Raw genomic sequence first — 26,971 nt, forward strand, 5'->3', positions numbered from 1 at the left:
TGTCGCTTTTTTATTACCAATGGAATTAGTTATAGTGCGTTACAATACTCTAATAAAGCCCCTAATAAGGGGCTTATTTTCCCAATAAAGGGATCATGATGTGTGCTTGCTGATTGTGGACGTGTTATTTATAGAGACCGGTGTGTTTGTCTTCCCTTGCATCTCGCCAACCACCTAACCAGTACGAACGGGCATCCGTTTGTGTATAGGGACATGTTTCTTGCGACCTGCCATTGATACCTGCTTTATATCCTTGAGATTGAGCTCTTTCTAGGCGATCACGCTTTTGTCTCTTCATAATGGAGTCCTCATACATTACTTTGTATTAAACATCGATTAACGATATGTGGCGTTTTTATGACCACTGTTTAAGAATTACCCATTCTGATGTCTTTCTCAAGCACAAAAAAAGCACAAACTCATTTTTGTGAGTTTGTGCCCTTATTGACAAAAAAACTATTTTCTACGACGGAACCCAAACAGACCTAAAGCAATCAAAGTACCTAATCCTAGAGAGCCACCACTACGTGATACTTCTTGCGTATCTTCGCCACGCTCAGAAATATCGGAAGCTGTCGCACCTGCAATTGGTAATAGCTCAACCGCTACTGTGGTTTCGTCTTGATCACCGCCACCACACGTTGCATTGTAAGCGGTGGAATCATACCCGCCGTCACACTTAAGTGCTGTTGCAGAAATAACCCCTGCATTATTGATTCCAGAGGCATCGATTATACGGAATTCATTGTTAGCAGAAGAATATGTCCCACCATTGGTCAAGTTATCTAACCACCATGCTTGATTACTAAAACGAGCTCGACGGGTAGAATCGGTACCTGTACCACTGTAAGGATAGATAAAGGCACGCTTACGGCGAACTTTACCGTCGTTTTCACGCACATTTTCCGCGTCCACTTGACCAACGATTTCGTTATAATCGTTAATCGCTTCCGCTTTACCACCAGCACCACTAAAGAAGATACCACCAGAGAAATACGTCGCTTTCGGCGATGACGCAGAAACATCGCTCACCACAAACATTCGGTTTGCAGCAGCGCCGTTGGAAGGATGGTTACCATCGCGCTTTGCTTCACCAATGGCCACTAAGTTACTGTTCATAGCCGTTAACTTACTGTTACTGTAGATGTAATCGTCGCCATCTTCTGAGGTCGCGTTAGCAACAGATAGTGTGCTCCAATTACCTGCAGTCTCCCAATCAGTATCGCTTGAACCTGTGTATGCTACCTTAAATACCGCAGCATTCATGTAGTTATTGTCATCATCAAACGTACTATAACCGACAGCATAGATTTCATCATTGGTAGTATCGACGTAAAAATCACGAATACTACCTTGTGCGAGACGGTCATCTTCTTCTTGAGTCACTCCACTCGCCCAACCTAGAGAAACGACACTGCTACCGTCTGCAGACCAGAGAGCAGGCTTGCTCGAATAGTAACTTCCATTGTCGGTAGTCGCATAGGTCGCGATACTGCCAGAAATAAACGTGCCGTCGGTTTTCCATGCGCGAACTTGATCGCCGTTATCATCATCAGACGTTGGATCGGAATATGACGAACTTGAACCATATAAACCCGTTACGTCGTCACGAATGTAACCGCCATCACTGTCAGCGTATTGAACAGATCCCGTCGCCAACTTAATCCCTACAGCATTACCACTGCTGTCTAGGCTATTGACCACCGTGTTATAGGTGTTGCTACTGTCGACTAGCGTTGAATCCACAAACGCAATCGCGTTCGGTGTTGTGCTACCGCTTTTTTCATTATTCCATACGTCCCAACGAACTTGCGCCCAACTTTCACAAGTCGCGTACAAAAGCTCACTGTTACAGTAATCTTCAAAGTCGTCTTGATCTTGTATATAGATAAAGGCGTTATCTAGCCCCCAAGGCACTTCTTCCCGGTAGCTAATACCATCAACAGCTTGTCCCGCGTTAATGGCGACAGTGCGCGTTTCCCCGGCAAAAGCAAAGCTAGTTTCATCACAGTTCGTAGCAGAACTATCAAAACAACCCTGACTTAATGATGCAGAACCATCACTTGCATCTCCCGGTTGAATTGCAACACCAAAGGCGCTTTCATAACCGGAGACAGATGGACTCTTTTCAACCACCTGATATAACGCGGCAGATGCCTGAGTTGAGGCCAGCAACACTGCTGCCGAAACTAATGTTCTTTTAAATGTTTTACGTCTCATATCTATTCTTTAACTATCCTGTTGCATTGCTTCTAGCTCTTCCCATCGCTCAAAAGCAATTTCAAGCTCCTGCTCTGTGGCAGCCAACTTATCTAAAATAGGTTGCGTCGTCTCTACAGGTTGTGCAAAGAAGTCAGCATCGTTCACTTGTTCTTGTAAAGTGCCAATAGCGCTCTCTAATTGTTCGAGTTTTTCTGGTAACGCTTCTAATTCGCGCTGCAGTTTATAAGACAACTTCTTCGACTTCGGCTTGGAAGGTTCAGTTTTGGGACTTTCCTCAACTTCTTTTACCTTCTCTTTACGTTCATCAGGTTTACGTGATGCTTTAACCTGTGCGCGTTGCTGTTGAGCATCGTGATACCCACCAACAAATTCTTCGATTTGACCGTTACCTTCAAAAATCCAACTCGTTGTCACTGTATTGTCGACAAATTCACGGTCGTGACTGACCAACAACAAAGTGCCTTGATAATTGGCAAGCAAATCTTCCAAAAGTTCCAAAGTTTCGATATCTAAATCGTTAGTTGGTTCATCCAGCACCAACAAGTTATTCGATTTAAGGAAAATACGGGCAAGAAGTAGCCGGTTCTTCTCACCACCAGAAAGGGCTTTTACCGGTGTACGAGCACGTTTAGGGGCAAACAAGAAGTCTTGTAGGTAACTTAACGCATGACGGGGTTTACCGCCCACCATGACTTCTTGTTTTCCATCGGCAAGGTTATCAATCACCGTTTTTTCTGGATCCAAAATTTCACGATACTGGTCAAAATAAGCCACTTCTAACTTAGTACCACAATGCAAACGGCCGCTATCTGGCTGTTTCTCACCAAGCATCAGTTTCAATAAAGTACTCTTACCGCAGCCATTTGGCCCGATTAACGCAATACGATCGCCTCGCATCACATTAAATGAGAAGTTATCGATAATATTTTTACCATCAATGGAGTACTGCAAGTTTTCCGCTTCAAAGACAATTTTGCCAGAACGTGCGGCATCATCAATTTGCAGGTTAACCTTACCCTGCACTTCACGGCGTTCACTACGCTCCAAACGAAGCTGTTTTAGCGCGCGTACACGGCCTTCATTACGAGTACGACGAGCCTTGATGCCCTGACGAATCCACACTTCTTCTTGAGCAAGCTTTTTATCGAACTCCGCATTTTGCATTTCTTCAACACGCAATGCTTCTTCTTTTGCAACTAAGTAATTTTCGTAGTCACCTGGAAAAGAGCTCAACTGGCCACGGTCGAGATCGACAATGCGAGTTGCCATTGACTTAATAAACGCACGGTCGTGGGAAATAAAGATGATGGAACCCCGAAAATCCTTTAAAAAACCTTCGAGCCATTCAATCGTACTGACATCTAAGTGGTTGGTCGGTTCGTCAAGTAGCAGTACATCTGGATCACATACGAGCGCTCGAGCTAAAGCAGCCTTACGTTGCCAACCACCAGAGAGGTCAGTTAAACGTGTTTCACCGTCGAGGTGCAGAGCAGTTAACACATTTTTGATGCGATCATCGAAACGCCAACCACCAGAATGGTCAAGTTGCTCTTGAATTTTGGCTAACTTATTGATGTTGCTTTCCGATGGGTCTTCAGCAACACGATCTAACAAATCGTGATACGCTTTGAGCTGTTTAGCCACTTCGTCTTGGCCACCAGCAACGTAGTCGTATACCGTGCCTTCTTCATCACGAGGGGGATCTTGTTCCAGGCGAGACACAACGACATCTTGAGTCACGGTCATTTTCCCGTCATCAAGCAAAATATCACCAGCCAGCACTTTCATCAGTGTGGATTTACCCGCACCATTTCGGCCAACTAAACAAACACGTTCATTTTCTTGCAGAGCAAAATCTGCGTTATCGAGCAATGGATGATCGCCAAAAGCAAGCAGTCCATTATTGATGGTAATCAAAGCCATTATTTTGTAACCATTGAATCAATTCGTTAAAGTTAAAAGGCCAACTCAATTGGGCATCTCGATAACAAAGTACAGGAATAGTGACCCCGTAACGTGAAGACAGTTCATCATCATCTGCAATATCGACTGAATTGACCTGTTGGCTTACGCCTGCTTTCACAAGCAGGTCGTAAGCGTCATCACACAGGTGGCAACCCTGTGTGCCATAGAGGGTAAGAGTAACCATCAAGGACTATCCCTGGTGCGTCACTAACCAGCAGTTATGAATCTGTTTATTGCGCTCGAAATCGAGCGGTAAAGTCTGATTGGAAATGTTTTTCGCTTGTAGGCCAAGCTCCGCAAGAGCATCCAAATCCATCTTAAAATGGCGTTTATTGTTAGAGAACACAATGGTGCCACCTGCGCGAAGAATGCGCTTTAAATTGATGAACAGCTCAATATGGTCGCGTTGTACGTCAAAACTCTTCGCCATACGTTTTGAGTTAGAGAACGTTGGCGGGTCGATAAAGATCAGATCATAATCGCCACGAGCCGTTTCAAGCCATTGTAAACAATCCGCCTGCTCAAAACGATGCTGACGCCCTACTTGACCATTAAGCTCCATGTTCTCTTTGGCCCAGTTAAGGTAGGTCTTCGACATATCAACCGTAGTGGTTGAACGAGCACCGCCACAAGCCGCATGCACAGTTGCAGAGCCGGTATACGCAAACAAGTTAAGAAAATCTTTGTTGTTTGCCATTTCACCAAGGCGGCGACGAGTCAATTTATGATCCAAGAACAAACCGGTGTCCAAGTAATCGTATAGATTCACCTGTAACTTCACACCGTATTCATGCACGACCATGGTCTCTGACTGTTGCGCCAGTTTTTGATACTGTGCAGACCCCTTCTGCTTTTCACGCACTTTAAGCACAACTTTATTCGCATCCATATCCAACACTTGGATAGCAGCACGAATAATATCGGTTAAACGACGCTTCGCTTTCTCTTCTGGTACGTCTTTCGGTGCAGCGTACTCTTGAATCACCAGACTATCTTGATAAATATCGATCGCAACGTTGTATTCAGGTAAATCCGCATCATAAATACGGTAGCAATCTAAACCTTCACGTTTCGCCCATTTACGGACTTTCGCTACGTTTTTCTTCAAACGGTTAGCAAAATCTGGCGCAACCAAACTTTGTTGTTGTTCATTGAGCTGTGATGGCTCACGAACAGAAATTGAGTAATTTTTCTGGTGACACGGTAACGCACCATTGTTCAGTTTAAATTGTTTATCAGCACGCATGCGTAAACAACTGAGTAACTCGTCAGAGCTTGAGAAGATAGAGGCTTGGCAACCACCAAATTCCGCTTTTAATTGCCCACCAAAGGCGGTGTATAACGCAATCAAACCAGGATGTGTGCCTAAACGTTCACCGTAAGGCGGGTTACAGACGATAACGCCGTTTTCAAACCCTTCAGGACGTGTGAGCTTAGCTGCATCCGCTAGACTGAAATCAATCAAGCTTTCAACACCAGCGCGGCGGGCATTATCACGTGCAGTTTGCAAGACGCGCGGGTCGTTATCCATACCGAAGAATTTAGTGTCAACATTTTTGACACCACGACGAGCTTGCACATTGGCTTCAGCTTTAATCTCAGCCCAAAGCTCTGGTTCAAAGTCTTCTAACGCTTCAAAGCCCCACTTTTGACGTTTCACGCCAGGCGCCATGTTCGCAGCCATCATCGCCGCTTCAATCAACAATGTACCAGAGCCACACATAGGGTCGAGCATGGGTTTTGATGCATCCCAGCCACTACGAAGCAAAATCGCTGCAGCAAGCGTTTCACGTAAAGGTGCCTTACCAGCTTCAGGACGATAACCACGCATATGCAAGCCACCACCCACCATGTCGATACCCAAAATGGCTTTTTCTTTATGTAAGCGAACATGAATACGCAGATCAAAACGATCTTTATCGATCGATGGACGAGGTAAGTTTTTCTTAGTGAAACAGTCAACGATACCGTCTTTTACCTTCATTGCACCGTACTGGCTGTTACGAATTTCACGGTTTGTACCGTTAAAATCAACAACGAATTTCTTGGAGCTATGAAAGTGATTGACCCAATTCACTGCAGAGGTTGCGAGGTATAAATCCATATCGTCTTGGCAATTGAACTCACTCACAATACGAACAAAACGTGATGCTAAACGACTCCATAAACAGCAACGATAAGCTTGTTCATTTGATGCAGTAAAACGCACCCCTGCTTGCACAGGTTTTGCGTCAGAAATTCCTAATTGGGTTAGTTCTTCAACTAATAGGTTCTCAAGTCCGTTTGAGGTAACCGCCAGATACTGATTCATAGTGCTCTTTGACTGGTAAAAATGGTCTGTGATTATAACTGACATTGGTAACCATTCCTAAATGTAACTGACGCTTTTTACTAAAAATCCACCCAATCGCTTAACCAAGCATCAATTTTTCCACTTCTCACAACAAATAGGCCTCTCCGATTCTCGTTCAACCATTTAATCGGGCTTAGCAGGTAAGTGAATGCTTATTCACTACTTAATTGGTCTATACCAGATGATTAATTTAGGTGTAATTTACCTACATTTCTGCATAAACGGGGAATTTTAGATGAGTATGAAGAGAAAAAATCGCTGAAAACGTGTCACTTTTGCTGGTGGATTGACCGATTAATTTGCACAAACCTCACACAATAACGAAACAGATGCGACAAAAAATACACAGCTTAGAGCAACCTCAATGCGTTAAGTCCGTAGCATCGACGTTTTTCAGACAAAAAAAATCGGCATAAAGCCGATTGGAAAATAAAACAAAGGAACGAAATGACTTAGGGAAAAGAGCTCAACCTTAGCCGACTAAGGCTATGGTTTGAGGAACAAGTATATGGTTTGCACAGGTCATTCTATCGTGCATGACTTTAATGACCTGACCGAATTCTAGAGACTTACTGCCGTTTAAGCTAAACGATTCCAAATCGACCAAAGCGACCAAACTGGCGTTCTCTCCCACTTCAAGTACGATGAAGTGGCCTTGATTGTAGCCGTTGGTCAAACTCACTACATCGCCCATCTGAGGCTCGTAACCATAGCCTTGGTAGTCAAAGAACCAGCTCTTAGGCTGTACAGGCTTATGGAAGCGCTTAGCAGCAACACAGTAAAGGCCCAATTCAGCTTTACGCGGTTCACTCAAAGGTAAATACGCGATTTGTTCTTTGTAAGTTTGATAATCTGAAGCATCGTCAACGGAAAAAGGATGACGTTCGAAAGCACAATCAACTAATAGATTACGACTGAGGTTGGTTCTAAACACCATATCCTCGTCTAGGTCTAACATCAGATAGCCTTCGCCATCCGAGTAGTACCACGTCCATTTGTCACTGGGTTTAAGCATTGTGCCCTCTCTATACGCTCTTCATTATTAGAATTTAGGTAAACGCTTAATTACCTTTGCCAACGAATAGAGGTAATTTTATTAGTGAGTTAGGAAAAAAAAAGAGGAAATGAATTACTCATTTCCTCTGAAAGTCACCCTGTCACATTTATTCTTCGATCGAATATTGCGCAGGTTTTTTTTTGATGGTCTCTATAAATTGGTTACAATATCGCGAACCAAGCCAGGACCTTTATAGATAAAACCACTATAAACTTGAACTAACTTCGCCCCGGCCATCAATTTCTCTTTAGCCGATACGTAATCATCAATCCCGCCAACGCCAATGATAGGGATCTCTTCCCCTAGCTCTTGGTAAAGACACTTAATCACTTCAGTGCTACGGGATGTAAGCGGACGACCACTCAAGCCACCGGTTTCTGATGCAAACTTCATCCCTTCCACTAAACTGCGATCCAATGTGGTATTGGTTGCAATCACACCGTCAATCTTGTTTTTCAATAGTGACTGACAAATTTGGCGCAATTCGTCATCACTTAAATCTGGAGCGATCTTCAATGCTAATGGGACATATTTGTCGTGCTTTTCAGCTAACTCACTTTGTTTCGCTTTCAGCGCAGCCAACAATTCATCTAAGGCTTCGCCGTACTGCAGCGTACGAAGTCCTGGAGTATTTGGAGAACTGATATTCACTGCAATATAACCAGCAAAGTCATAGACTTTATCCATACAAATCAGATAGTCATCTACCCCATTTTCAATCGGTGTATCTTTGTTCTTACCGATATTAATGCCGATGATGCCATCGTATTTGGCTTTTTTCACATTCTCTACAAGAACATCAACGCCTTTATTGTTGAAGCCCATGCGATTGATGATCCCCTCAGCAGGAATCAAACGGAAAAGACGTGGTTTGTCATTACCTGGTTGTGGGCGTGGCGTAACGGTACCCACTTCAACGAAACCAAATCCCATTGCGCCAAATGCTTCAATACACTCACCGTTCTTATCCAAGCCAGCCGCCAAGCCAACAGGGTTTTTGAACGTTAAGCCCATACATTCAACTGGACGATTAGGGAGATGTTGACGATAGAAAAGATCAAGAGGAGTGCCGGTGAAACGTTTGAAATTTTGGATAGCAAGATCATGCGCCTTCTCTGCATCCAATTTGAAAAAGCCAGTTCTGGCTACGCGGTAGAGCATTGTGCCTCCGATAGAAAAAAGCCCCGATTAAACGGGGCGTTATTATTGACGTATTCGAAGCACAATTCAATTATTATTGCGCAACTTGGCAGTTTAAGTTGAGCAACATCAACTCTCGCAGTGCAACAGAGAATTTTGCAAACTCATGAACTGAGCCAACTTTGAACTCATTGAGTATATTTTCCCACCGGTGTAATGAAGTCTCATTGAGCTGTAACCAATTCTCCAGTGCATTCATCACGTCAAGCTCTTGCATTGAACAACCACACGATAGTACTTGGGCGGTCAATTGACGCTGTTGCCAATCAAGATCTTCACGGAACGCCGCGCGAGCAAGTGCCTGCCAATTATTATCAACTGCTTGGCTATTAATTTGCTTCAAGAACCAATGGAGTGACAAACGATCGCCCAACATGAAGTAAACCAACGCGGTCTGTTCCATGGTTTGGCCGTTCTCTTTTGCAACACAAGAGATATCGAGCGCAGAGTACAAACTGGATAAACGCGCAACATAGTTAGCGGTATCACTGTCTATGCCCTGCTCAACCCAGCGCTTGGCCACTTCGTTATGCTCCGTAACCTCTTCTGCAACCAGAACTTGATCAAGTTTTTGTGTTAGCACGGTTACATCACCGTGGAAACGATCAATCAGCTCTTGAACAGACTGTTTACCCAAACGAGATCGCAATAACCAACGGGTTAAACGTCTCAAGGTACGTCTTACTGAGAACAACACATCATATTGTGCTTGAGTGGTTGCTTGATTATCTACAAGGCGCACTTTTTTCAAAATATCCGCAAAGCTAAATATTTCACGTGCCGCCGCGTAGGCATTCGCAATATCCACCACATTGGCGCCCGTTTCATCATGTAATCGTGTCACAAAATTGCATCCCATTTCATTGACCATCTGGTTGGCCAACGCTGTTGCAATGATTTCGGCACGTAGCGGATGATTCGGCATATGGGCTTGGTAATGTTGGCGCAACTCGGTTGGGAAATAATTCACCAACTGCTGTGCGTGGTAATCATCGTTGGCGATGCCGTCACACGCCAATTCCTCTTTCAGTACCATCTTGCCGTACGCAACCAGCACAGCAAGCTCAGGTCGAGTGAGACCTACCCCTTGCTTTTCACGTTCCAGTAAGGTTTCATCATCAGGAATGTATTCTAACCCACGATCCAGATGGCCCGCTTTTTCCATGGTGTGAATAAAGCGAATTTGCTCTTTCATCACCGATACGCCCTGATGCTCAGTAACAGAGATCGATTCGGATTGGCAATAAGCATCATCTAACACAATAACGCCAACTTCCTCTTCCATTTTTTCCAATGTTTCATTGCGCTGTTTAATGGTGAGGTCACCGTTGGCCACCAACGTATTGAGGAAGATCTTAATGTTGACTTCATTATCCGAACAATCAACACCACCAACGTTGTCGACAAAGTCGGTATTCACACGGCCGCCTTTCAGTGCGTATTCAATACGACCACGTTGCGTCATCCCGAGGTTACCGCCTTCACCGACGACTCGAGCATTAAGCTCTCGTCCATCGATACGTAATCCATCGTTGGCTCGGTCTCCGACATCAGTATGGGTTTCAACCGATGACTTAACATAGGTGCCGATCCCACCATTCCAGAGCAGATCAACCTCCATGCGTAAAATGGCTTTAATCAGATCATTGGGTGCAAGACTTGCCTTCTTCACACCCAACATTTTCTGTACTTCACTCGATAACGGGATCGATTTTGCTTTGCGTGAGAAGATACCGCCGCCTTTGGAGATCAAATCGGTTTGATAATCCTCCCAACTGGATCGTGGCAATTTAAAGAGACGATCCCGCTCTTTCCAGCTGGCTTCAGGGTCAGTTGGATTCGGATCGAGGAATATATGAAGATGGTTAAAGGCCGCGAGTAATTTGGTGTGCTTGGAAAGCAACATACCATTACCAAAGACATCTCCCGCCATATCGCCAACACCAATGGCGGTGAAGTCGGTAGTTTGAGTATCTATTCCCATTTCACGGAAATGACGCTTAACCGATTCCCAGCCACCTTTTGCGGTGATCCCCATCGCTTTGTGGTCATAACCGTTAGAACCACCGGATGCAAATGCATCGCCTAACCAGAATTGGTACTCATCTGAGACGGAGTTCGCCAAATCGGAGAACGTTGCCGTTCCCTTATCAGCAGCGACAACCAAATACGGATCGTCTTCATCGTGACGAATCACCTGTTTTGGCCCCACCACTTCGCCTTCAATGATGTTGTCTGTCACATCCAGCAGCGCTCGAATAAAGCGCTTATAACAACGCTGCCCTTCAGCAAATATCTCATCACGAGTGCTTAACAGTGGCTGTTTCTTACATACAAAGCCGCCTTTTGCACCGACCGGCACAATCACAGTATTTTTCACCTGCTGCGCTTTCACTAGGCCAAGAATTTCTGTACGGAAATCCTCTTGTCTATCAGACCAACGCAGGCCACCGCGAGCGACTTTACCGCCACGTAGGTGAACCCCTTCCATGTCAGGTGCATAAACAAAGATTTCGTAAGCTGGTACGGGCGCAGGTATTTCAGGAATATCACGCGGCTTCATCTTTAAAGCTAACCAAGGCTTGGTCTGCTTATTCTCATCGGTTTGATAATAGTTAGTACGCAAAGTCGCTAAGATCATGTCCATATAGCGACGAATGATCCTATCATCATCCAAGCTTTCCACATTCTCGAGCTGTTCGGTCATTTTCGCGATCAACTCTTGCTGCCCTTTTTGCGACCCTTTGTGTTTTGGATCAAAACGCCGCACAAACAGATCCACCAGCCCTTTAGCTAGATCTGGGTAGTGATTCAGTGTTTCCTCAATGTATTGTTGGCTAAATGGGAAGCCAACTTGGCGCATATAACGAGCATAAGCACGTAAAATAGAGACTTCACGGCCTGTTAATGATGCACTGAGCACAAGACGGTTAAAGCCATCACTCTCCAATTCTCCCGCCCACACTTGCGCAAACGCTTGTTGGAATCGGTCGCGCGCTTCACGAAGATCCACCGACTTATCGCTCTTATGTAACATTGAGAAGTCAAGGATCCAATAAGTTTGTAGATTGGTTTTAACCACTTCATAAGGCGATTCACCAATCACACGTAAGCCTAGGTTTTCCAACATTGGCATCACGTCTGACAAGTGGATAGGCTCTGCACGGTGGTAGAGTTTTAAACGTACCGCTTTGGAGTTTTTATGTTCTTCTTGTGCTCGATAGAACAACATACCTAAACGGTTATTCTCATCAAGAGCTTCTAGACGTTCAATATCTGCCACGGCTGAGCCTGGCATAATGTCTTCTTTGTAGGAGCGAGGGAATGCACGCATGTACTCTTTCGATAGCGGCAAGCCATGACTTTCACCAAAATTGGCGATGATCGCTTCAGACAAACGATCATCCCAGCTGGTGGACGCTTCCATCAAATTCTGTTCGATCTTATTGATATTAATTTCCATATTGTTGTCATCAACCCTGACAATGTAATGGGTACGGGCAAGCGGACTTTCTGAAAAATACGTGGTGAATTCCACATCCTGTTGGCAACCAAAATAGCGCTTAAATATTCGCTGAGTTTGTCGCCGTAGTTCGGTGTTATAACGCTCTTTGGATACATAGACCATACAGCTAAAGAAACGGCCAAATGGATCTCGGCGCACAAACAAACGCAGCATGTCACGATCTTGCATTTGCACCACACCCATGCCCACTTCGAGAAGTTCCTCTTCTGTCGATTGCAACAGTTCATCGCGCGGGTAGTTTTCTAAAATATTATGCAATGCTTTGTGAGCATAAGAGGCTTGACGATACCGACTGGCATCAATAATACGTTGCACTTTTTCACAAATAAGTGGGATGCTCTCTACGCTTTGGTTGTACACCGCTGAGGTATATAACCCCGTGAAGCGATGCTCACCAATGACTTTGCCACTGGCATCGAACTTTTTGATACCAACGTAATCGGTGTACGCAGGCCTATGAATGCGCGATTGTTTGTTGCCTTTGGTCACAATCAATAGATATGGTTTTTGCGCTTCAAGACGAGCGGAGTTAGGGAACTGAGATAACTTAACGCCACGAACATGTTGAGGATCGGAAAACAGGCCAAGTCCAACATCCTTGGTCGGTCTTAACTCACTTTCTCCATCCGTTTCAACTAAATCAAACTCTTTATAGCCCATAAACGTAAAGTTATGATCCCCAAGCCACCGGAGAAATGCCACGGTTTCTGCGAAACGATCATCTTCGATCGGAATCTGTTTTCGTTCTTGTTCTAATTGTTCAATAACTTGGTTAAGACGCCCTACCATTGGTTGCCAGTCTTTCACCACTAAAGCGGTATCCGCTAGAATTGAGAGTAGCTCACTTCGAAGCTCATCCATTTCTTCTTGGGTGTTTAGGCGATCAACCTCAATATGAAACAGCGAATGCCAGTGCCCCTTACTCTGATTAATACTCGTAATCGAGCCACGTTTATTACGTGCAATCTGAGTCGGGCCGTTGAGCATTAGGTGGGATGTTAAATCTAAACGACTTAGCGCCATTTTTATCGAATCAACCAAAAATGGCGTATCGGGAACAACGATTTCAACAATGGTATGAGTGGATTGCCAACCTTGGCGACTGACTGTCGGGTTAAATACCCGAACAGATTGTTCTTCCGGTGATTTTTCATTGATGTGATGCCATAAACTGACAATCGCACCATACAGATCAGACTCGTTCCGTGAGACTAAATCGTCCTGAGAAATATTACTAAATAGATGCTGAGCAAGCTGAGTCACTAAAGGCTGTTGGGCAAGCTCTACACGGTCTTGAATCAGTTGATACACTTTTTCAAGTAAAACCGGCATCAGAGTTTCACGCGCGGTCATAGGCAACTCCAAGATTACAATGACGTTTTGTTATTGGTGTGTTGTAAGCATAGCGCTTACATTGGATTATGCCTGCTTATTGTAAATACTTTATTTACATAATGTTAACCACTTTAAATCATTTGTTAGAACAAATAGTTAAATATGTGCGGTAGATAGGAATTTCTCTCTGGAGTGTACGGGCTAATTATAGAATATCTATCCGTTGAATCTTATTATTTTGGTCAGTAACTAGCCTAAACCGCCCTCTTATACCAAGCTGACTAAGATAAGGACGAAGGCGTGCAGCAGGAAGTTGCAAACGTAAGCCATTTTCGGTAACAACAAGCACTGTCGAAGCTTGGCCTGAATAATGGTTTAGAAACGTTTGGTAAGAAATGTTTAGTGAAAAAAAGTATTGATTCATAAATAAAAAAAGTGGCACCGAAATGCCACTTATTGTACGAAGGAATGAACTAAGCTTCTAATGCCTTAGTCACTTTTTCGAATAGATCGCGAGCTAAGTTATCCATCGCTTTCAGCGTTTCCAACTCTTTTTTGATCAGAGCCTGGCGCGCTTCATCGTAGCGGCGGAATTTTAGTAACGGGTCAATAAGACGAGAAGCCACCTGCGGGTTACTGCTGTTGAGTTCACGTAAGATCTCACCAGCAAAACGATAACCTTCACCAGATTTCGCATGGAAGTTCACTGGGTTATTGTTGAAGAAACTCCCAATCAAACTACGAGTACGGTTCGGGTTCTTCAAACTAAACGCTTCGTGGTTCATGGTTTCTTTAATAGTCTGCAGTGCATTTTCAGCTGGGTTCGTCCCTTGCAAAATAAACCATTTATCCATTACCAAACCATCATGCGCCCATTTCTCGCTGTAGTCCGCCATAATCTCGGCACGGCAAGTTAGTTTCGCATTATTGGCCGCGCTCATTGCCGCCATGGTATCGGTCATGTTGTTAGCTGCTTGGTATTGAGCTTTCACCAATGTGTTACCTTGCTCGGTAAACGCCAAGTAACCTAGGCAAGAATTACGTAGTGCACGTTGACCAATTGCAGCATGATCAATCGTATATTCTGCTTGTTTCAATGTGTGGTACGTGGCGCTAAATTCATCTTCCAACTCAGTCGCAAGTTGAACTTTCATCGCATGCAGCACAGTAGCAATCGCATCAACATCGACACATTTGTACCAACCAGAGACCTCATTGTGACCCGGTAACGCTAGCATTTCTGCCACAAATGCAGGTTCAAGCTCATCGCTTAGTAGTACACCGCGGAACGCATCAACCACGGTTTCAGGTAGTTCAACTGCCTGACCATTTTGTACCTTGATAACATTGCTGCGAATGTATTTTGCAAGCAACATTTGACCAGCATCCCAACGAGCAAACTCGTTACGAGCATGCACCATCAAAAAGGTTAACTCTTCATCTGAGTATTCGTATTCCAATTTTACAGGGGCAGAAAACTCGCGTAACAGAGATGGAATTGGCTGTTCAGCAACATTATCAAACACAAATGTTTGCTTCGCTTCTTTCACATCAAGTACGTTATGCACTGACTTACCGTTACGTTGTAACTCAATAACTGAGCCATCGGCTGCATACAATTCAATGTCGAATGGGATATGCAGTGGCTGTTTATCTTTTTGCTCATGAGTTGGTTCGGTTACCTGCTCAACCGTCAAAGAATACGTTTTCGCTTGTGCATCGTATTGGCTTTGAACAGTAAGCGTTGGTGTGCCTGATTGGCTGTACCACAAACGGAACTGTTTTAGATCAACACCAGAAGCATCTTCCATTGCAGCCACAAAATCTTCACAAGTCGCAGCGGTACCATCATGACGTTCAAAGTACAGCTTCATGCCTTTTTGGAATGCCGCTTCACCCAACAAAGTGTGCATCATGCGAATCACTTCGCTACCCTTTTCGTACACAGTTACGGTGTAGAAGTTATTCATTTCAATAACTTTTTCTGGGCGAATTGGATGAGACATTGGGCTTGAATCTTCAGCAAACTGAGGACCACGAATCACACGCACGTTGTTGATACGATTTACTGCACGAGAACCAAGATCAGAAGAAAATTCTTGATCACGGAAAACCGTTAAGCCTTCTTTTAAGCTAAGTTGGAACCAGTCACGACACGTAACGCGGTTACCTGTCCAGTTGTGGAAATACTCATGGCCAATAACAGACTCAATACCTAAGTAATCACCATCGGTAGCTGTTTGGTCATTTGCCAAAACGTATTTAGAGTTAAACACGTTCAAGCCTTTGTTTTCCATCGCGCCCATGTTGAAGAAATCAACCGCAACCACCATGTAGATATCAAGGTCGTATTCAAGGTCGAAGCGTTCTTCATCCCACTTCATCGCATTAATCAAAGAGACCATTGCATGATTAGCACGTTCTAAGTTGCCTTTATCAACAAACACTTCTAGCGCAACATTACGTCCAGATTTTGTTTGGTATTGATCACGACGAACATCAAAGTCACCCGCAACAAGGGCGAAAAGGTAACATGGTTTTGGATGAGGATCTTGCCATTTCACCCAATGGCGACCGTTATCAGCTAGGCCTTCTTCAATACGGTTACCGTTACTTAGCAAAAATGGATAAGCCTCTTTATCTGCAATAACGGTTGTGGTGTATTTGGCAAGAACGTCTGGTCGGTCTAAGTAATAAGTAATACGACGGAAACCTTCCGCTTCACATTGAGTACAGAACGCACCGCCAGATTTGTATAATCCTTCTAATGCAGTATTCGCTTCTGGATTAATCAAAGTCACAATTGTCAGTTCACACTGCGCAGGCAATTCGCGAATTTCGAGACTTGATTCGTCCGCGGTATAATCTGACCAATCGGCACCGTCCACTTTTAGTGCTTCTAATGTGAGTCCTTCACCATCTAAAACGAGTGTCGTTTCATCACCAAGTTGCTTAACGTAAGACACTGCAGTAACGGTAGTTGCAGTATCATGCAAATCGAACGTCAATTCGATATCGGTGATCGTGTGAGAAGGCTGTTTATAATCTTTTCTGTATTTGGCTTGTGGAGTTTGAGCCATTGCCGTAATCCTTTTGACATAATGAAATGTGACTAAATGCCAACAATCTAAGCACACGATACAAACTACACTAAATGGAGAACGGTATCTAACGATGGCAGGCTTAGATTAAATTGGTAATACCGATCTTAGGCTTGTTGGATTGAATAACAACCCCTAGGCAAAAAAAAACGAGGTATTTTCGCTAAATACCTCGTTCGCCTTGAACAGTGTTTAATCAGTTAGACAAATTTAAAGCTGTTGCATAATCACTATTTCACCCGGTCCATCACCGCAAGCATGGCACCATCTTCCACTTCCAGCGTAAGCTTGTTATCGGTGAGTTTGAAGCGAGTATCATGCTCACCCTGCTCATAAAAAAGGACCAAGTGGTCTTCTTCTGTATAGTAAACGCCTTGATGTACCTTCTCTTCACCTTTGGCATCTGTTGCTCTAAATAAGAAGACAAAGTCAGGCTGAAGTAACAAATCCACTCTAGTGACAGCGTCACTTAAATGATCACCATCACTGGTAACATGCTCACTTGACCACATGCCCGCTAAATTATTCGACAATGCCTTGGTGAAATAGAGACCATTCACATAAAGCATATTGTGGTTACCCTTATATTGATATATTTGCGGAGAATCGTTCCCCATATCCAACATAATAGTGTCTTCCGTTGCGGAATAGAGCCCTTCCCAGTGATCTATTTGAAAATCCTGTTTTTGCACATCAATAGAAAACTGATAATTGGAATGAAAGCTCAACTTGATAGCAACAAACTTATCTGGTGCGTTTTCAGGATCGGGATTAATGAAATACCAATCACCTAGCAATAGGGGTTGGTCAAACTGGGTTAAATCCTGTGAATTATCCTCATGACTCCAAACCAACGGGGAAAAAACCACAATGAAGGTGGATAAGATACGCTTAATCCATTTCATGTCCCTCTCCTTATTTCACAATTTACTCATCTAAGCGTAGGAGAGATACGGTGTAGTGCCCTACACCTTATGGGGGATTTGTGTTTTTATGACTCACAAACAATTATGAAACTGACTGCAATATGAGGAAAATGGAACGAATAAATAAGAAAAAAGCGGGCTAAGCCCGCTTTTTGAATGTTTCAAAACACTTATTTCTGATCGTTTACCATGTCGACAGTGATATCCACCGCTTCATCTAGGTAAGCATCTGGTGCTTGATAATCTTTTGGCACATCTTGCAACGTTTTGAAGGTTGCTTTGCCAGCCGCTTTCTCCCGTTCATTAATACGAGATAGGCGTAATTGATCGGCTTCTTCAGATTGTTGCTTGCGTACCTTTTCGTTAAGAGAAAGCGTGTTGTCATCTTTCTCTGCTTTGTACTTAGCAATATCCTGCGCAATAAAACCGAATTCGCGGTCTTTTGCAATACGTTGCTTATGTTGCGCCGTTAATTCAACAATCAATTTCGACTCATCTTGCACCGGTTGATAGTTCGCTTTATCAATGCTATCCCATGGTAGTGCATTATCTTCAACACTTTCCCCGGTATCTTTTGGATCAATCGGAGTTGGGAATGGAATGTCTGGTACGACACCTTTATTTTGCGTACTACCGCCGTTAATGCGATAAAACTTCTGAATCGTGTATTGAACGTAACCTAGCGGTTGATCAAACAGATCATAAATGTGGTTAAGAGAACGGTGTTGTTGAACCGTACCTTTACCGAAAGAGTTTTCACCAACCACTACGGCTCTGCCATAGTCTTGCATTGCAGCGGCAAAGATTTCAGATGCCGAAGCGCTATAGCGGTTAATCAACACCGTCATTGGCCCGGTGTAACTCTCTTTACCATCTGTATCACTGTTTACATTTACGCGACCATAACTGTCGCGAACTTGCACTACAGGACCGCTAGTAATAAACAGACCGCTCAATGCCGTTGCTTCTGTTAGCGCACCGCCCCCGTTGTCTCGTAAATCAACGACGATACCATCAACATGCTTGGCTTTAAGATCGGTAATGAGCTTATCGGTATCTTTGGCAAGACCAACGTAAAAACTTGGTACTTCTAAAACACCGATTTGCTTACCGCCTTGTTTCATGATCTTCGATTTAACCGCTCGGTCTTCAAGGCGAATCTTATCTCGAACAATTGTGACAACGTGACTTTTTGCATCTTTCCCTTCTGGGATAACCTGCAAGTTCACTTTGGTCCCTTTTGGACCTTTAATCAACTGAACAACATCATCAAGGCGCCAACCAACCACATCGACAATTTTCTCGCCGTCTTGACCAACACCAATAATTTTATCGCCTTCAGCAAGTTGCTTACCCTTTTCAGCCGGGCCGCCTTTCACCAAAGAACGAACAACAGTGTAGTCATCAGTATCTTGAAGAACCGCACCAATTCCTTCGAGAGACAAATTCATCTCTGTTTGGAATTGTTCAGCGCTACGTGGTGAAAGATAACTTGTGTGGGGGTCAATAGAACGAGCGAACGCATTCATATACATTTGGAAGACGTCTTCGCTGTGGGTTTGCGTCAAACGCTTAATCGCATTGTCATAACGTTTGGTTAGCGTCTTTTTGATTTCAGGCCACTCTTTGCCTGCGAGCTTTAGGTTCAACGCATCGTATTTGACACGTTTACGCCATAAGTCATCAAGCTCCGCGACCGATTTTGGCCAAGCCTCTTCAGAACGGTCTAACTCGATTGACTCATCGGTGTCGAACTTAATTTCATGATCAAGCAGTGATAAAGCGTATTGGTAACGCTCAAAGCGTTTTTTCTCAGACAAGTTATACAAATCGAAAGCGATTTGGTTCTCACCTGCCTTAAGTTGATCATCCAGTTCCATCGACCAAGTTTTAAAAGAATCGATGTCCGCTTGAGTAAATATGTTGTGGTTGTAATCCAACATATTTAGGTAGCGATCAAAAATTTTCTTCGAAAACGCGTCGTCGAGATTGAAGTGTTTGTAATGAGAACGGGTGAATCGAGAAGTTACTCGCTTGCTTGCAATTTCATGTTGAGCTTGAGGTGCAAGTACAGGCAGATCTGATTCATGAATGGTGGCTTCGACAGCCTCAGCTGAAAAGGCTGCTAGCCAAACGCTAGCAGCAATCAGAGTCAATTTTGAACGGCATTTCATGCGTAGGAATGTCTCCTTTATGCGCGTAGATGCTCCACTTTCACAACCATTTGTAGGCCGTTGCCAAGTTGAACACGCACATCTTCCTTATTGATTTCAACAATGGTCGCTGCCATGTTGCCTTTGCCCATGTTGACATTCACTTGTTTACCAACGATTACTTCATCAGCATTCAAAGAACGAGTTTCCACTGGCTTTTCTGCTTTAGGTGCTGATTTCGCTTGTGGACGACGAGGCTGTTGAGGCTTTTTCGCTTTTGGCGATTTGGCTTTTGCTTCTTCACGAGCTTTTTTGTTTTGCTCTTTACGACGCGCTTCTACACGTGCTTTGCTTTCTGCAAGAGCTGCTTGAGCATGTTCAACATGTTCTTGCTCTAGCGCACCGCTCTCATTGCCATCTAAGTCCACACGTACAGCACCAGGTTTAACACCATGCAGGTAGCGCCATGAAGAAGTATACTGTCTTAACGCAGCACGCAGCTGAGTTTTACTCACTTTCGGGTCGTCATTTAGGCGATCAGCAAGGTCTTGAAAAATACCAATTTTCAATGGTTTTGCTTCACCTTCTAAAGTAAAGCATTTAGGGAAACATTCAGCAATATATGCAATCACTTCTTTGCTGTTTTTTAACTTTTCAGTGTTTTCCATGAGGATTCCTGGTTCGTGCGGCTTAATATCCGCTAAACATTTTGACAAATATGTCCGGTATTATAGTGACCTGTCTAGGAAAAACCACAGGTAAACACCAATTTATGCGTTGTTAGCGTGTGAATTGAGCAGGTTTTCCACTTCAGTCATCAAATTGGTCAATCCTTGTTGATCAATTTCACTAAATCGGCCAATAGATGGACTATCAATATCCAGTACACCTGCAACTTTACCATTGATAGAAAAAGGAATAACCAATTCAGAGTTACTTGCCGCATCACAAGCAATATGTCCTTCAAATTCGTGCACATCATAAATACGTTGCACGCTATTTGTTGACACTGCTGTACCACACACACCTTTACCAACCGGAATGCGAACGCAAGCAGGTAAACCTTGGAATGGGCCTAATACCAGCTCATCATTGTCCATTAAATAGAACCCGACCCAGTTTAGGTCTTCTAGCTCCATATTTAATAAGGCACTGACATTGGCAAGGTTGGCAATAAGATTAGGTTCAGATTCCACCAGAGAAACCGCTTGTTTGGTTAAGCGTTGGTATTGTTCGATATTCATAAAAACTTCCGATTGAAAAAAACAAAGACTTCACTTCGAGTAGTTCGTACAATGTTGCCTTACTTTTTATAAGGATGCATTCCCCACTCTAATGACGTACTCCAGTGACACTATTAACGGTTCTTGGCTGATAACACAAGCGAAAAGACATAAGTCAAAGCTGATTCTCGCCAACATTATTGCCCTGCTTGCTACCGCAGTAAGCGTTCCTGTTCCACTTTTAATGCCATTAATGGTGGATGAAGTTCTATTGGATAAGCCTGGTAAAGGCTTAGCACTCATGAACCAGGTTCTCCCTGGGGCATGGCAAACCGCGACTGGATACATCTTTTTTACACTGTTTTTAGTGGTTCTCATGAGAACCATAGGACAGTTACTTAACATCTTGCAAAACCGCCAGTTTACGTTGGTTTCCAAAACCATCACGTATCAAATGCGCTGCAAGATGATTGATAAATTGGGGCGAATTAGCATAAAACAATATGAGACTCGGGGAAGTGGTGGAATAAACGCCCATTTGATCACAGATATAGAAACGATTGACCAATTTATCGGCACTACGCTGAGTAAGTTTTTAATTGGCTTACTCACTGTCACCGCCACTGCCGCAGTGCTCCTCTGGTTAGATTGGCGTTTAGGGCTGTTTATTTTATTGGTCAACCCAGTTGTTTTATATTTCTCGCGTAAACTCGGCAGCAATGTTAAGTCGCTTAAAAAACGAGAGAATCAAGCTTTTGAGACTTTCCAAAGCCGATTAGTCGAAACACTAGACGGTATCTATCAATTACGTGCAGCAAACCGAGAACGAGAGTTTCTACACCGACTTAAAGCCCAAGCCAATGATGTGAGAATCAACGCAGATAAGTACGCTTGGCAATCTGAAGCCGCAGGCCGTCTCTCTTTTCTGCTCTTTTTAATGGGCTTTGAGCTGTTTCGCGCCATGGCCATGCTCATGGTGCTGTTTAGTGATATGACCATCGGTCAAATCTTTGCGGTATTCAGCTACTTATGGTTTATGCTCAGCCCAGTGCAAGAGCTACTTGGAATTCAATTTTCTTGGTATGGTGCCAAAGCAGCGCTCAAACGCATTAACGACCTGTTAAGCTTAGAAGAAGAACATCGCCCTCAATCGAAAATCAACCCATTTAATGATGAACGTCACGTGGAAGTTCAAGTGAAAGATGTCTCCTTCTCTTATAACGGTGAGAATACGGTGCTCGATCACTTAAGTTTAACCATTCCTGCCGGACAAAAAGTCGCCCTTGTGGGGGCAAGCGGTGGGGGTAAATCCACCCTCATCCAATTGTTAATCGGTGTTTATCGGCAAAACTCTGGCACCATTCGTTACAATGGTGAAACCACAGACGATATTTCGTTTGATGTCATTCGCGATAAAATTGCGGTGGTATTACAACAGCCCGTACTCTTTAACGATACCCTACGGAACAACCTTACCTTAGGAAAAGATTACACCGAGCAGGCCTTATGGAACGCTTTAGACGTAGCACAGATGAACGATGTTATTAAGCAATTAACTAAAGGGTTAGATACGCAAATCGGTCGAAATGGCATTCGCCTTTCTGGTGGGCAACGTCAGCGTCTCGCTATTGCTAGAATGGTGTTATCTGACCCTCAATTTGTCATTCTTGATGAAGCTACCTCCGCCCTTGATACCGCAACAGAAGCGGCACTGCATCATGCTCTGAGTGTGTTCCTACAAGGACGCACAACATTAATTGTTGCGCACCGTCTGTCTGCAGTAAAACAAGCGGATCTCATTTATGTATTAGAAGATGGCAAAGTGACTCAATCGGGCACACATGGAGAACTGGTCAATCAAGAGGGCTTATACCAAACTCTTTATGGTACAGTACAATCTTCACAGTAAATTGATACCCCATATGGGGGGCGACACAGCAACTTACTAAGTGACATTGTCACTTAGTAAAATTAACTACGGACACTGCTTTGCGCAAGAAAGAAACACCACTATATCAATCCTTTACACCTATAAACACCACGATTCGTTTGTGTCAAAGTTGCGACTTACCCGTTGACAGTCTTGAACTTTCATGCGGAAACAATGCGTATTGCCCCCGTTGTGGCACACAGTTAAGCCGTGGAGGCAGTCCATCGCTATCGGGTAACCTTGCACTTGCCATCACCAGTTTGCTGCTTTTCATCCCCGCCTTTATTTTCCCATTTATTTCGATACATTTACTGGGCGTTACATTTAGTGCCACAGTCCCCGAAGGGGCGTGGAATCTAATGCGGCATGGGTTTCCCCTACTCTCTATATTGGTACTATTTTGCAGTGTCATCGCACCAGTTGTACTTTGTGCAGCACTAGTCTTATGTCACTTTGCTCTGCGTAACCATTGGTTTAGCGGAATGAAACTTGGCACCACTATTATTTATCGCCTTAAACCTTGGGCGATGATCGATGTGTTTTTGGTGAGTGTTGCGGTGGCCTGTTTTAAACTGAATGACTATGCTGACATTATCGTAGGGCCAGCCCTGTATGCGTTGATCGTTCTGCAGGTGCTGTGTGTTATGTTGATCAGCCGTGTTAGCTTGCGGCGCTATTGGGAAGCATGGCGACCAGAATACACCTTTGAGCATCAAAGCAAAGAGCGTCATTGTATCGCTTGCCATCTCTCTCAGCCCATTGGAACGCATTGTCAGCGCTGCCACCAGCCACTGCATTATCGTAAGCCGCGCTCTCTCGAACGCACTCTGGCGTATCTTTTGGCGGCAAGTGTGGCGATATTTCCAGCAAACCTCATTCCAATCTCAATTTTGATCACCAATGGGCAACGTTTAGAAGATACCATCTATTCTGGTGTGGTTTCGCTGTTTAACAGTCAAATGCCGGGGATTGCAATCATTATTTTTGTCGCAAGTATCCTTGTACCAATGGCAAAGATATTAGGGTTAGGATATTTACTATTGTGTGCCCATTGGCGTAAAGAAGGATTTCAACGTCAACGGATGAAAATCTATTTTGTAGTCAAACTGATTGGCAAATGGTCAATGCTCGACCTTTTTGTTATTTCAATTATGTTAACCTTAGTCGACCGTGGTCAGATCCTTGATTTTGTGCCAGGACTCGGCGCCGTTGCGTTTGGTTTAGTGGTTTTTCTCACTTTACTTGCCACTGAAAGTTTAGATTCTCGATTACTTTGGGATAGTCATCCCGATTCTCCTATTCATAGCAGGTCTATTAATGAACGATAATTCCTCATATTCACCTGACATTAAGCGCAGCCGTGGTATTTCTCCGCTATGGGTTTTACCCATTATTACGATGCTGCTTGCTGGATGGTTGGTCTTTAAAGCCGTTAATGATGCGGGAGAACATATTCAGATCCATTTTTCTAATGGTCAGGGGTTAGTGGCAGGTCGCACGACAATTCGCTATCAAGGGCTCGAAGTCGGTATGTTACGGGACATCAAGCTATCCCCAGATTTAGAGAGTATCTATGTTGATGCTGAAATCTATCCAGAAGCAAAGAAGCTTCTCTCATCAGACACCCAATTTTGGCTGGTAAAACCCCAAGCCAGTTTGTCGGGTATATCAGGGTTAGATGCCTTGGTATCGGGTAACTATATTGCGATTCAACCAGGCAATTTAGAAAGTTCTGACCACCCCAAGGAATATCATGCGTTAGATAACGCACCCGCTAATCAAATTTCCCACAGCGGCTTGTTATTAACGCTAAAAGCCCGAGACTTGGGCGGTTTATCAGTCGGTTCACAAATTATCTATCGCAAAATACCGATTGGGGAAGTGTTGAGTTATCAGCTTAACAAAGACAATCAGTCGGTGCTGATTCAGGTATCGATCAAAGATGAATATCAACAAATCATCACCAAACAAAGCCGTTTTTGGAATGTGAGTGGCGTTTCCGCCGATGTCGGATTTGATGGTATGGATGTACGGTTAGAAAATATGAGCGCCTTAATTGGTGGAGCGATTGCCGTGGATTCTCCCGACGGTGGCGAGCCAGTTGTGCAAAATACTCAATTTCGCCTCTACAAAGACGTAAAAACAGCTGGTCGCGGCATCCCTATCACCATTCAATTACCGGATAACAGCCAAGTCAATCCTAAAGGCTCACCGGTTGTCTATCGCGGTATCGAAATCGGTCAGGTGACGGCTATCTCCTTTAGCAAAGATCGTAAACAGCTTATCGCCTCAGCCTCAATCGAACCTGCGTTTAGCGATATGCTCAACAGTGGCACTCATTTTGTGGTAGAAGAACCTGAATTGTCGCTAAATGGGATGCGTAATGTAGCAAATCTGGTCAAAGGTAACTTCTTATCAATAAAACCAGGAAACGGTGAGCGAAGTCGTCAGTTTGTGGCTCAGCGAGCACAACTTACCGCCGACGCTCAATCCATCGACATTACCCTAAAGTCCAGCGATTCTTACGGGTTAGAAGCAGGCAGTAAAGTGCTTTATCGCGGCATTCCTGTCGGTATGGTTTCTTCAGTAACACTTGAAAATGATAACGTGTTACTGCATGTCAGTATTGAAGAACAATATCGCGCTCTTATTCGTCAGCATAACCGTTTCTACATTACAGGTACTGCCAAAGCAGCTTTAGATGAAAATGGTGTGAATCTCACCGTCCCTCCAATGAAATGGCTACTGGCTGGCTCAATAAGCTTTATTAGTGAGGGGAAAGACGGCAAAGAAGATCTTTACACACTTTACCCAAATCAATCATTAGCTGAGTTAGCCCAATTTCAACAACAAGGGTCTCAAACTATCGTAATGACATCGCATGCATTGCCGTCTGTGCAAGTTGGCAGTCCACTGCTTTATCGTAATTTGCAAGTAGGCAGCATTACCCGATACGCGTTGTCGACTAATGGTGTAACTATTGAGGCAAAAATTGACAACCAATATCAGCATTTAATCACGCCGAACACTGTGTTTTGGAACCATTCAGGGGTGAAGATTGATGCCTCTCTTGCCGGCGTTTCCGTGCAAACCGCCCCACTCCAAAGCCTAATAAAAGGCGGTATAGCCTTCGATTCAATTAAAGGAGTCGACAATAAAACAGGTAAACAGTGGCGACTGTATGATAGCTACCAGCAAGCCAGCCAACACGGTCGGGAAATCACATTAACCAGTCACACCAACCCTGGCGTGAAAGTGGGCACCGCTCTTGAGTATCAAGGTATTAAAGTGGGTGAGATCAATCAGATAACACCAAACTTTGCTCAAAACAGCGTTACCTTTACGGCGGAACTCAATCCTCAATACGCCGATGCGATTGCTAAGCAAGGCTCAGTATTTTGGCTGCAAAAAGCTCAAGTGAATCTACAAGGGATTGATCATATCGATAAGTTGTTACAAGCCAGTATTGCCGTACAACCGGGCCAAGGCGTGGCTCTTGCCCACTTTGTTTTACACAAGCAAGCACAGCAACCTAGCGGGGTTCGGTTTGTGTTGCAAAGTCGTTCACGCGGCTCTGTTGTGGTTGGTACCCCAGTGTTGTATCGCGATATTGAGGTAGGTCAGGTGGTGGATGTACGGCTCGGCGAGCTGTCAGATCGCGTCATCACAACCATCAACATTGCCCCTAAATACGCCTATTTAATTCGCAATAATACGCTGTTTTGGAATGCTTCTGGTGTCGACGTTTCCATTGGCCTAAGTGGTGCAAATATCAAATCGGGTACTGTGGACAGTTTACTCCGGGGCGGGATAAGTTTCGCAACTCCACCAGACCTACCACTTAAACCCAAAGCACAAGCCGACAGCAGTTTTCTGCTGCATTCTGAGGTTGAGAGCGACTGGCTTACGTGGCAAACCCCAATACCGAAGCCGTAAAGCCAATTCAATCGATATCATTCGCGTACTTTTGCCTAAAACC

At 44.1% G+C, this 26,971-nt stretch carries 17 protein-coding genes; 3 read left to right on the forward strand and 14 right to left on the reverse strand.

Going from position 1 to position 26,971, the window contains the following annotated elements:
- Positions 1–124 precede the first annotated feature (124 nt).
- From rmf to JCM16456_RS07750, 14 genes are all read right to left on the reverse strand, one after another.
- Positions 125–298, reverse strand: a complete 174-nt coding sequence (gene rmf / locus JCM16456_RS23260) for a ribosome modulation factor (RefSeq protein ID WP_082712251.1) — start codon at positions 296–298, stop codon at positions 125–127.
- A 158-nt stretch (positions 299–456) separates the two neighbouring features.
- Positions 457–2,220 carry a DUF3466 family protein gene (locus JCM16456_RS07695; RefSeq protein ID WP_068713661.1) on the reverse strand — a complete coding sequence of 588 codons (1,764 nt, stop codon included), beginning with the start codon at positions 2,218–2,220 and terminating at the stop codon, positions 457–459.
- Positions 2,221–2,229: 9 nt separating this feature from the next.
- Complete coding sequence (locus tag JCM16456_RS07700) at positions 2,230–4,146, reverse strand: ABC transporter ATP-binding protein (RefSeq protein WP_068713662.1); 1,917 nt, start codon at positions 4,144–4,146, stop codon at positions 2,230–2,232.
- Positions 4,124–4,372 carry a glutaredoxin family protein gene (locus tag JCM16456_RS07705; RefSeq protein WP_068713663.1) on the reverse strand — a complete coding sequence of 83 codons (249 nt, stop codon included), beginning with the start codon at positions 4,370–4,372 and terminating at the stop codon, positions 4,124–4,126. The genes JCM16456_RS07700 and JCM16456_RS07705 overlap by 23 nt, the downstream gene beginning before the upstream one ends.
- A gap of 6 nt (positions 4,373–4,378) precedes the next feature.
- Entirely contained in the window at positions 4,379–6,499 is a 2,121-nt protein-coding gene (gene rlmKL / locus JCM16456_RS07710; RefSeq protein ID WP_068713664.1) for a bifunctional 23S rRNA (guanine(2069)-N(7))-methyltransferase RlmK/23S rRNA (guanine(2445)-N(2))-methyltransferase RlmL, read from the reverse strand.
- 514 nt (positions 6,500–7,013) lie between these two features.
- Positions 7,014–7,556 carry a cell division protein ZapC gene (locus JCM16456_RS07715; RefSeq protein WP_068713665.1) on the reverse strand — a complete coding sequence of 181 codons (543 nt, stop codon included), beginning with the start codon at positions 7,554–7,556 and terminating at the stop codon, positions 7,014–7,016.
- A 192-nt stretch (positions 7,557–7,748) separates the two neighbouring features.
- Positions 7,749–8,759: a quinone-dependent dihydroorotate dehydrogenase gene (gene pyrD, locus JCM16456_RS07720; RefSeq protein ID WP_068713666.1), complete on the reverse strand. Its 1,011-nt coding sequence runs from the start codon at positions 8,757–8,759 to the stop codon at positions 7,749–7,751.
- A gap of 73 nt (positions 8,760–8,832) precedes the next feature.
- A complete protein-coding gene (locus tag JCM16456_RS07725) occupies positions 8,833–13,677 on the reverse strand; it encodes an NAD-glutamate dehydrogenase (RefSeq protein ID WP_068713667.1) in 4,845 nt (1,614 codons plus the stop codon).
- 187 nt (positions 13,678–13,864) lie between these two features.
- Positions 13,865–14,083, reverse strand: a complete 219-nt coding sequence (locus JCM16456_RS23265) for a DUF2835 domain-containing protein (protein WP_082712326.1) — start codon at positions 14,081–14,083, stop codon at positions 13,865–13,867.
- 49 nt (positions 14,084–14,132) lie between these two features.
- Positions 14,133–16,739 carry an aminopeptidase N gene (gene pepN / locus JCM16456_RS07730; protein ID WP_068713668.1) on the reverse strand — a complete coding sequence of 869 codons (2,607 nt, stop codon included), beginning with the start codon at positions 16,737–16,739 and terminating at the stop codon, positions 14,133–14,135.
- A 251-nt stretch (positions 16,740–16,990) separates the two neighbouring features.
- Positions 16,991–17,665: a hypothetical protein gene (locus JCM16456_RS07735; protein ID WP_068713669.1), complete on the reverse strand. Its 675-nt coding sequence runs from the start codon at positions 17,663–17,665 to the stop codon at positions 16,991–16,993.
- A gap of 191 nt (positions 17,666–17,856) precedes the next feature.
- Positions 17,857–19,860: a carboxy terminal-processing peptidase gene (gene prc / locus JCM16456_RS07740; protein WP_068713670.1), complete on the reverse strand. Its 2,004-nt coding sequence runs from the start codon at positions 19,858–19,860 to the stop codon at positions 17,857–17,859.
- Positions 19,861–19,877: 17 nt separating this feature from the next.
- Positions 19,878–20,507 carry an RNA chaperone ProQ gene (proQ, locus tag JCM16456_RS07745; protein ID WP_068713671.1) on the reverse strand — a complete coding sequence of 210 codons (630 nt, stop codon included), beginning with the start codon at positions 20,505–20,507 and terminating at the stop codon, positions 19,878–19,880.
- A 102-nt stretch (positions 20,508–20,609) separates the two neighbouring features.
- Positions 20,610–21,083 (reverse strand): GAF domain-containing protein, encoded by a 474-nt coding sequence (locus tag JCM16456_RS07750; RefSeq protein WP_068713672.1) that lies wholly within the window; start codon positions 21,081–21,083, stop codon positions 20,610–20,612.
- 91 nt (positions 21,084–21,174) lie between these two features.
- Between JCM16456_RS07750 and JCM16456_RS07755 the strand changes: the two genes are divergently transcribed.
- The 3 genes from JCM16456_RS07755 to JCM16456_RS07765 all read left to right on the forward strand — a co-directional run bounded on the left by JCM16456_RS07755 (position 21,175) and on the right by JCM16456_RS07765 (position 26,928).
- Positions 21,175–22,971: an ABC transporter ATP-binding protein gene (locus tag JCM16456_RS07755; protein WP_068713673.1), complete on the forward strand. Its 1,797-nt coding sequence runs from the start codon at positions 21,175–21,177 to the stop codon at positions 22,969–22,971.
- Positions 22,972–23,051: 80 nt separating this feature from the next.
- Entirely contained in the window at positions 23,052–24,320 is a 1,269-nt protein-coding gene (locus tag JCM16456_RS07760; RefSeq protein WP_231894390.1) for a paraquat-inducible protein A, read from the forward strand.
- The gene (locus JCM16456_RS07765; protein WP_068713674.1) at positions 24,310–26,928 is read left to right on the forward strand and encodes an MlaD family protein; all 2,619 of its coding nucleotides are present in this window, start codon (positions 24,310–24,312) and stop codon (positions 26,926–26,928) included. Before JCM16456_RS07760 ends, JCM16456_RS07765 begins: the two co-directional genes overlap by 11 nt.
- Positions 26,929–26,971: the final 43 nt, after the last annotated feature.

The organism is Vibrio tritonius (assembly GCF_001547935.1).
Taxonomy (GTDB): domain Bacteria; phylum Pseudomonadota; class Gammaproteobacteria; order Enterobacterales; family Vibrionaceae; genus Vibrio; species Vibrio tritonius.

What these genes read in the sequence shown, in the direction of transcription:
- rmf (WP_082712251.1), bottom strand. Translation starts at nt 298, where the DNA reads ATGAAGAGACAAAAGCGTGATCGCCTAGAAAGAGCTCAATCTCAAGGA.
- JCM16456_RS07695 (WP_068713661.1), bottom strand. Translation starts at nt 2,220, where the DNA reads ATGAGACGTAAAACATTTAAAAGAACATTAGTTTCGGCAGCAGTGTTG.
- JCM16456_RS07700 (WP_068713662.1), bottom strand. Translation starts at nt 4,146, where the DNA reads ATGGCTTTGATTACCATCAATAATGGACTGCTTGCTTTTGGCGATCAT.
- JCM16456_RS07705 (WP_068713663.1), bottom strand. Translation starts at nt 4,372, where the DNA reads ATGGTTACTCTTACCCTCTATGGCACACAGGGTTGCCACCTGTGTGAT.
- rlmKL (WP_068713664.1), bottom strand. Translation starts at nt 6,499, where the DNA reads ATGAATCAGTATCTGGCGGTTACCTCAAACGGACTTGAGAACCTATTA.
- JCM16456_RS07715 (WP_068713665.1), bottom strand. Translation starts at nt 7,556, where the DNA reads ATGCTTAAACCCAGTGACAAATGGACGTGGTACTACTCGGATGGCGAA.
- pyrD (WP_068713666.1), bottom strand. Translation starts at nt 8,759, where the DNA reads ATGCTCTACCGCGTAGCCAGAACTGGCTTTTTCAAATTGGATGCAGAG.
- JCM16456_RS07725 (WP_068713667.1), bottom strand. Translation starts at nt 13,677, where the DNA reads ATGACCGCGCGTGAAACTCTGATGCCGGTTTTACTTGAAAAAGTGTAT.
- JCM16456_RS23265 (WP_082712326.1), bottom strand. Translation starts at nt 14,083, where the DNA reads ATGAATCAATACTTTTTTTCACTAAACATTTCTTACCAAACGTTTCTA.
- pepN (WP_068713668.1), bottom strand. Translation starts at nt 16,739, where the DNA reads ATGGCTCAAACTCCACAAGCCAAATACAGAAAAGATTATAAACAGCCT.
- JCM16456_RS07735 (WP_068713669.1), bottom strand. Translation starts at nt 17,665, where the DNA reads ATGAAATGGATTAAGCGTATCTTATCCACCTTCATTGTGGTTTTTTCC.
- prc (WP_068713670.1), bottom strand. Translation starts at nt 19,860, where the DNA reads ATGAAATGCCGTTCAAAATTGACTCTGATTGCTGCTAGCGTTTGGCTA.
- proQ (WP_068713671.1), bottom strand. Translation starts at nt 20,507, where the DNA reads ATGGAAAACACTGAAAAGTTAAAAAACAGCAAAGAAGTGATTGCATAT.
- JCM16456_RS07750 (WP_068713672.1), bottom strand. Translation starts at nt 21,083, where the DNA reads ATGAATATCGAACAATACCAACGCTTAACCAAACAAGCGGTTTCTCTG.
- JCM16456_RS07755 (WP_068713673.1), top strand. Translation starts at nt 21,175, where the DNA reads ATGACGTACTCCAGTGACACTATTAACGGTTCTTGGCTGATAACACAA.
- JCM16456_RS07765 (WP_068713674.1), top strand. Translation starts at nt 24,310, where the DNA reads ATGAACGATAATTCCTCATATTCACCTGACATTAAGCGCAGCCGTGGT.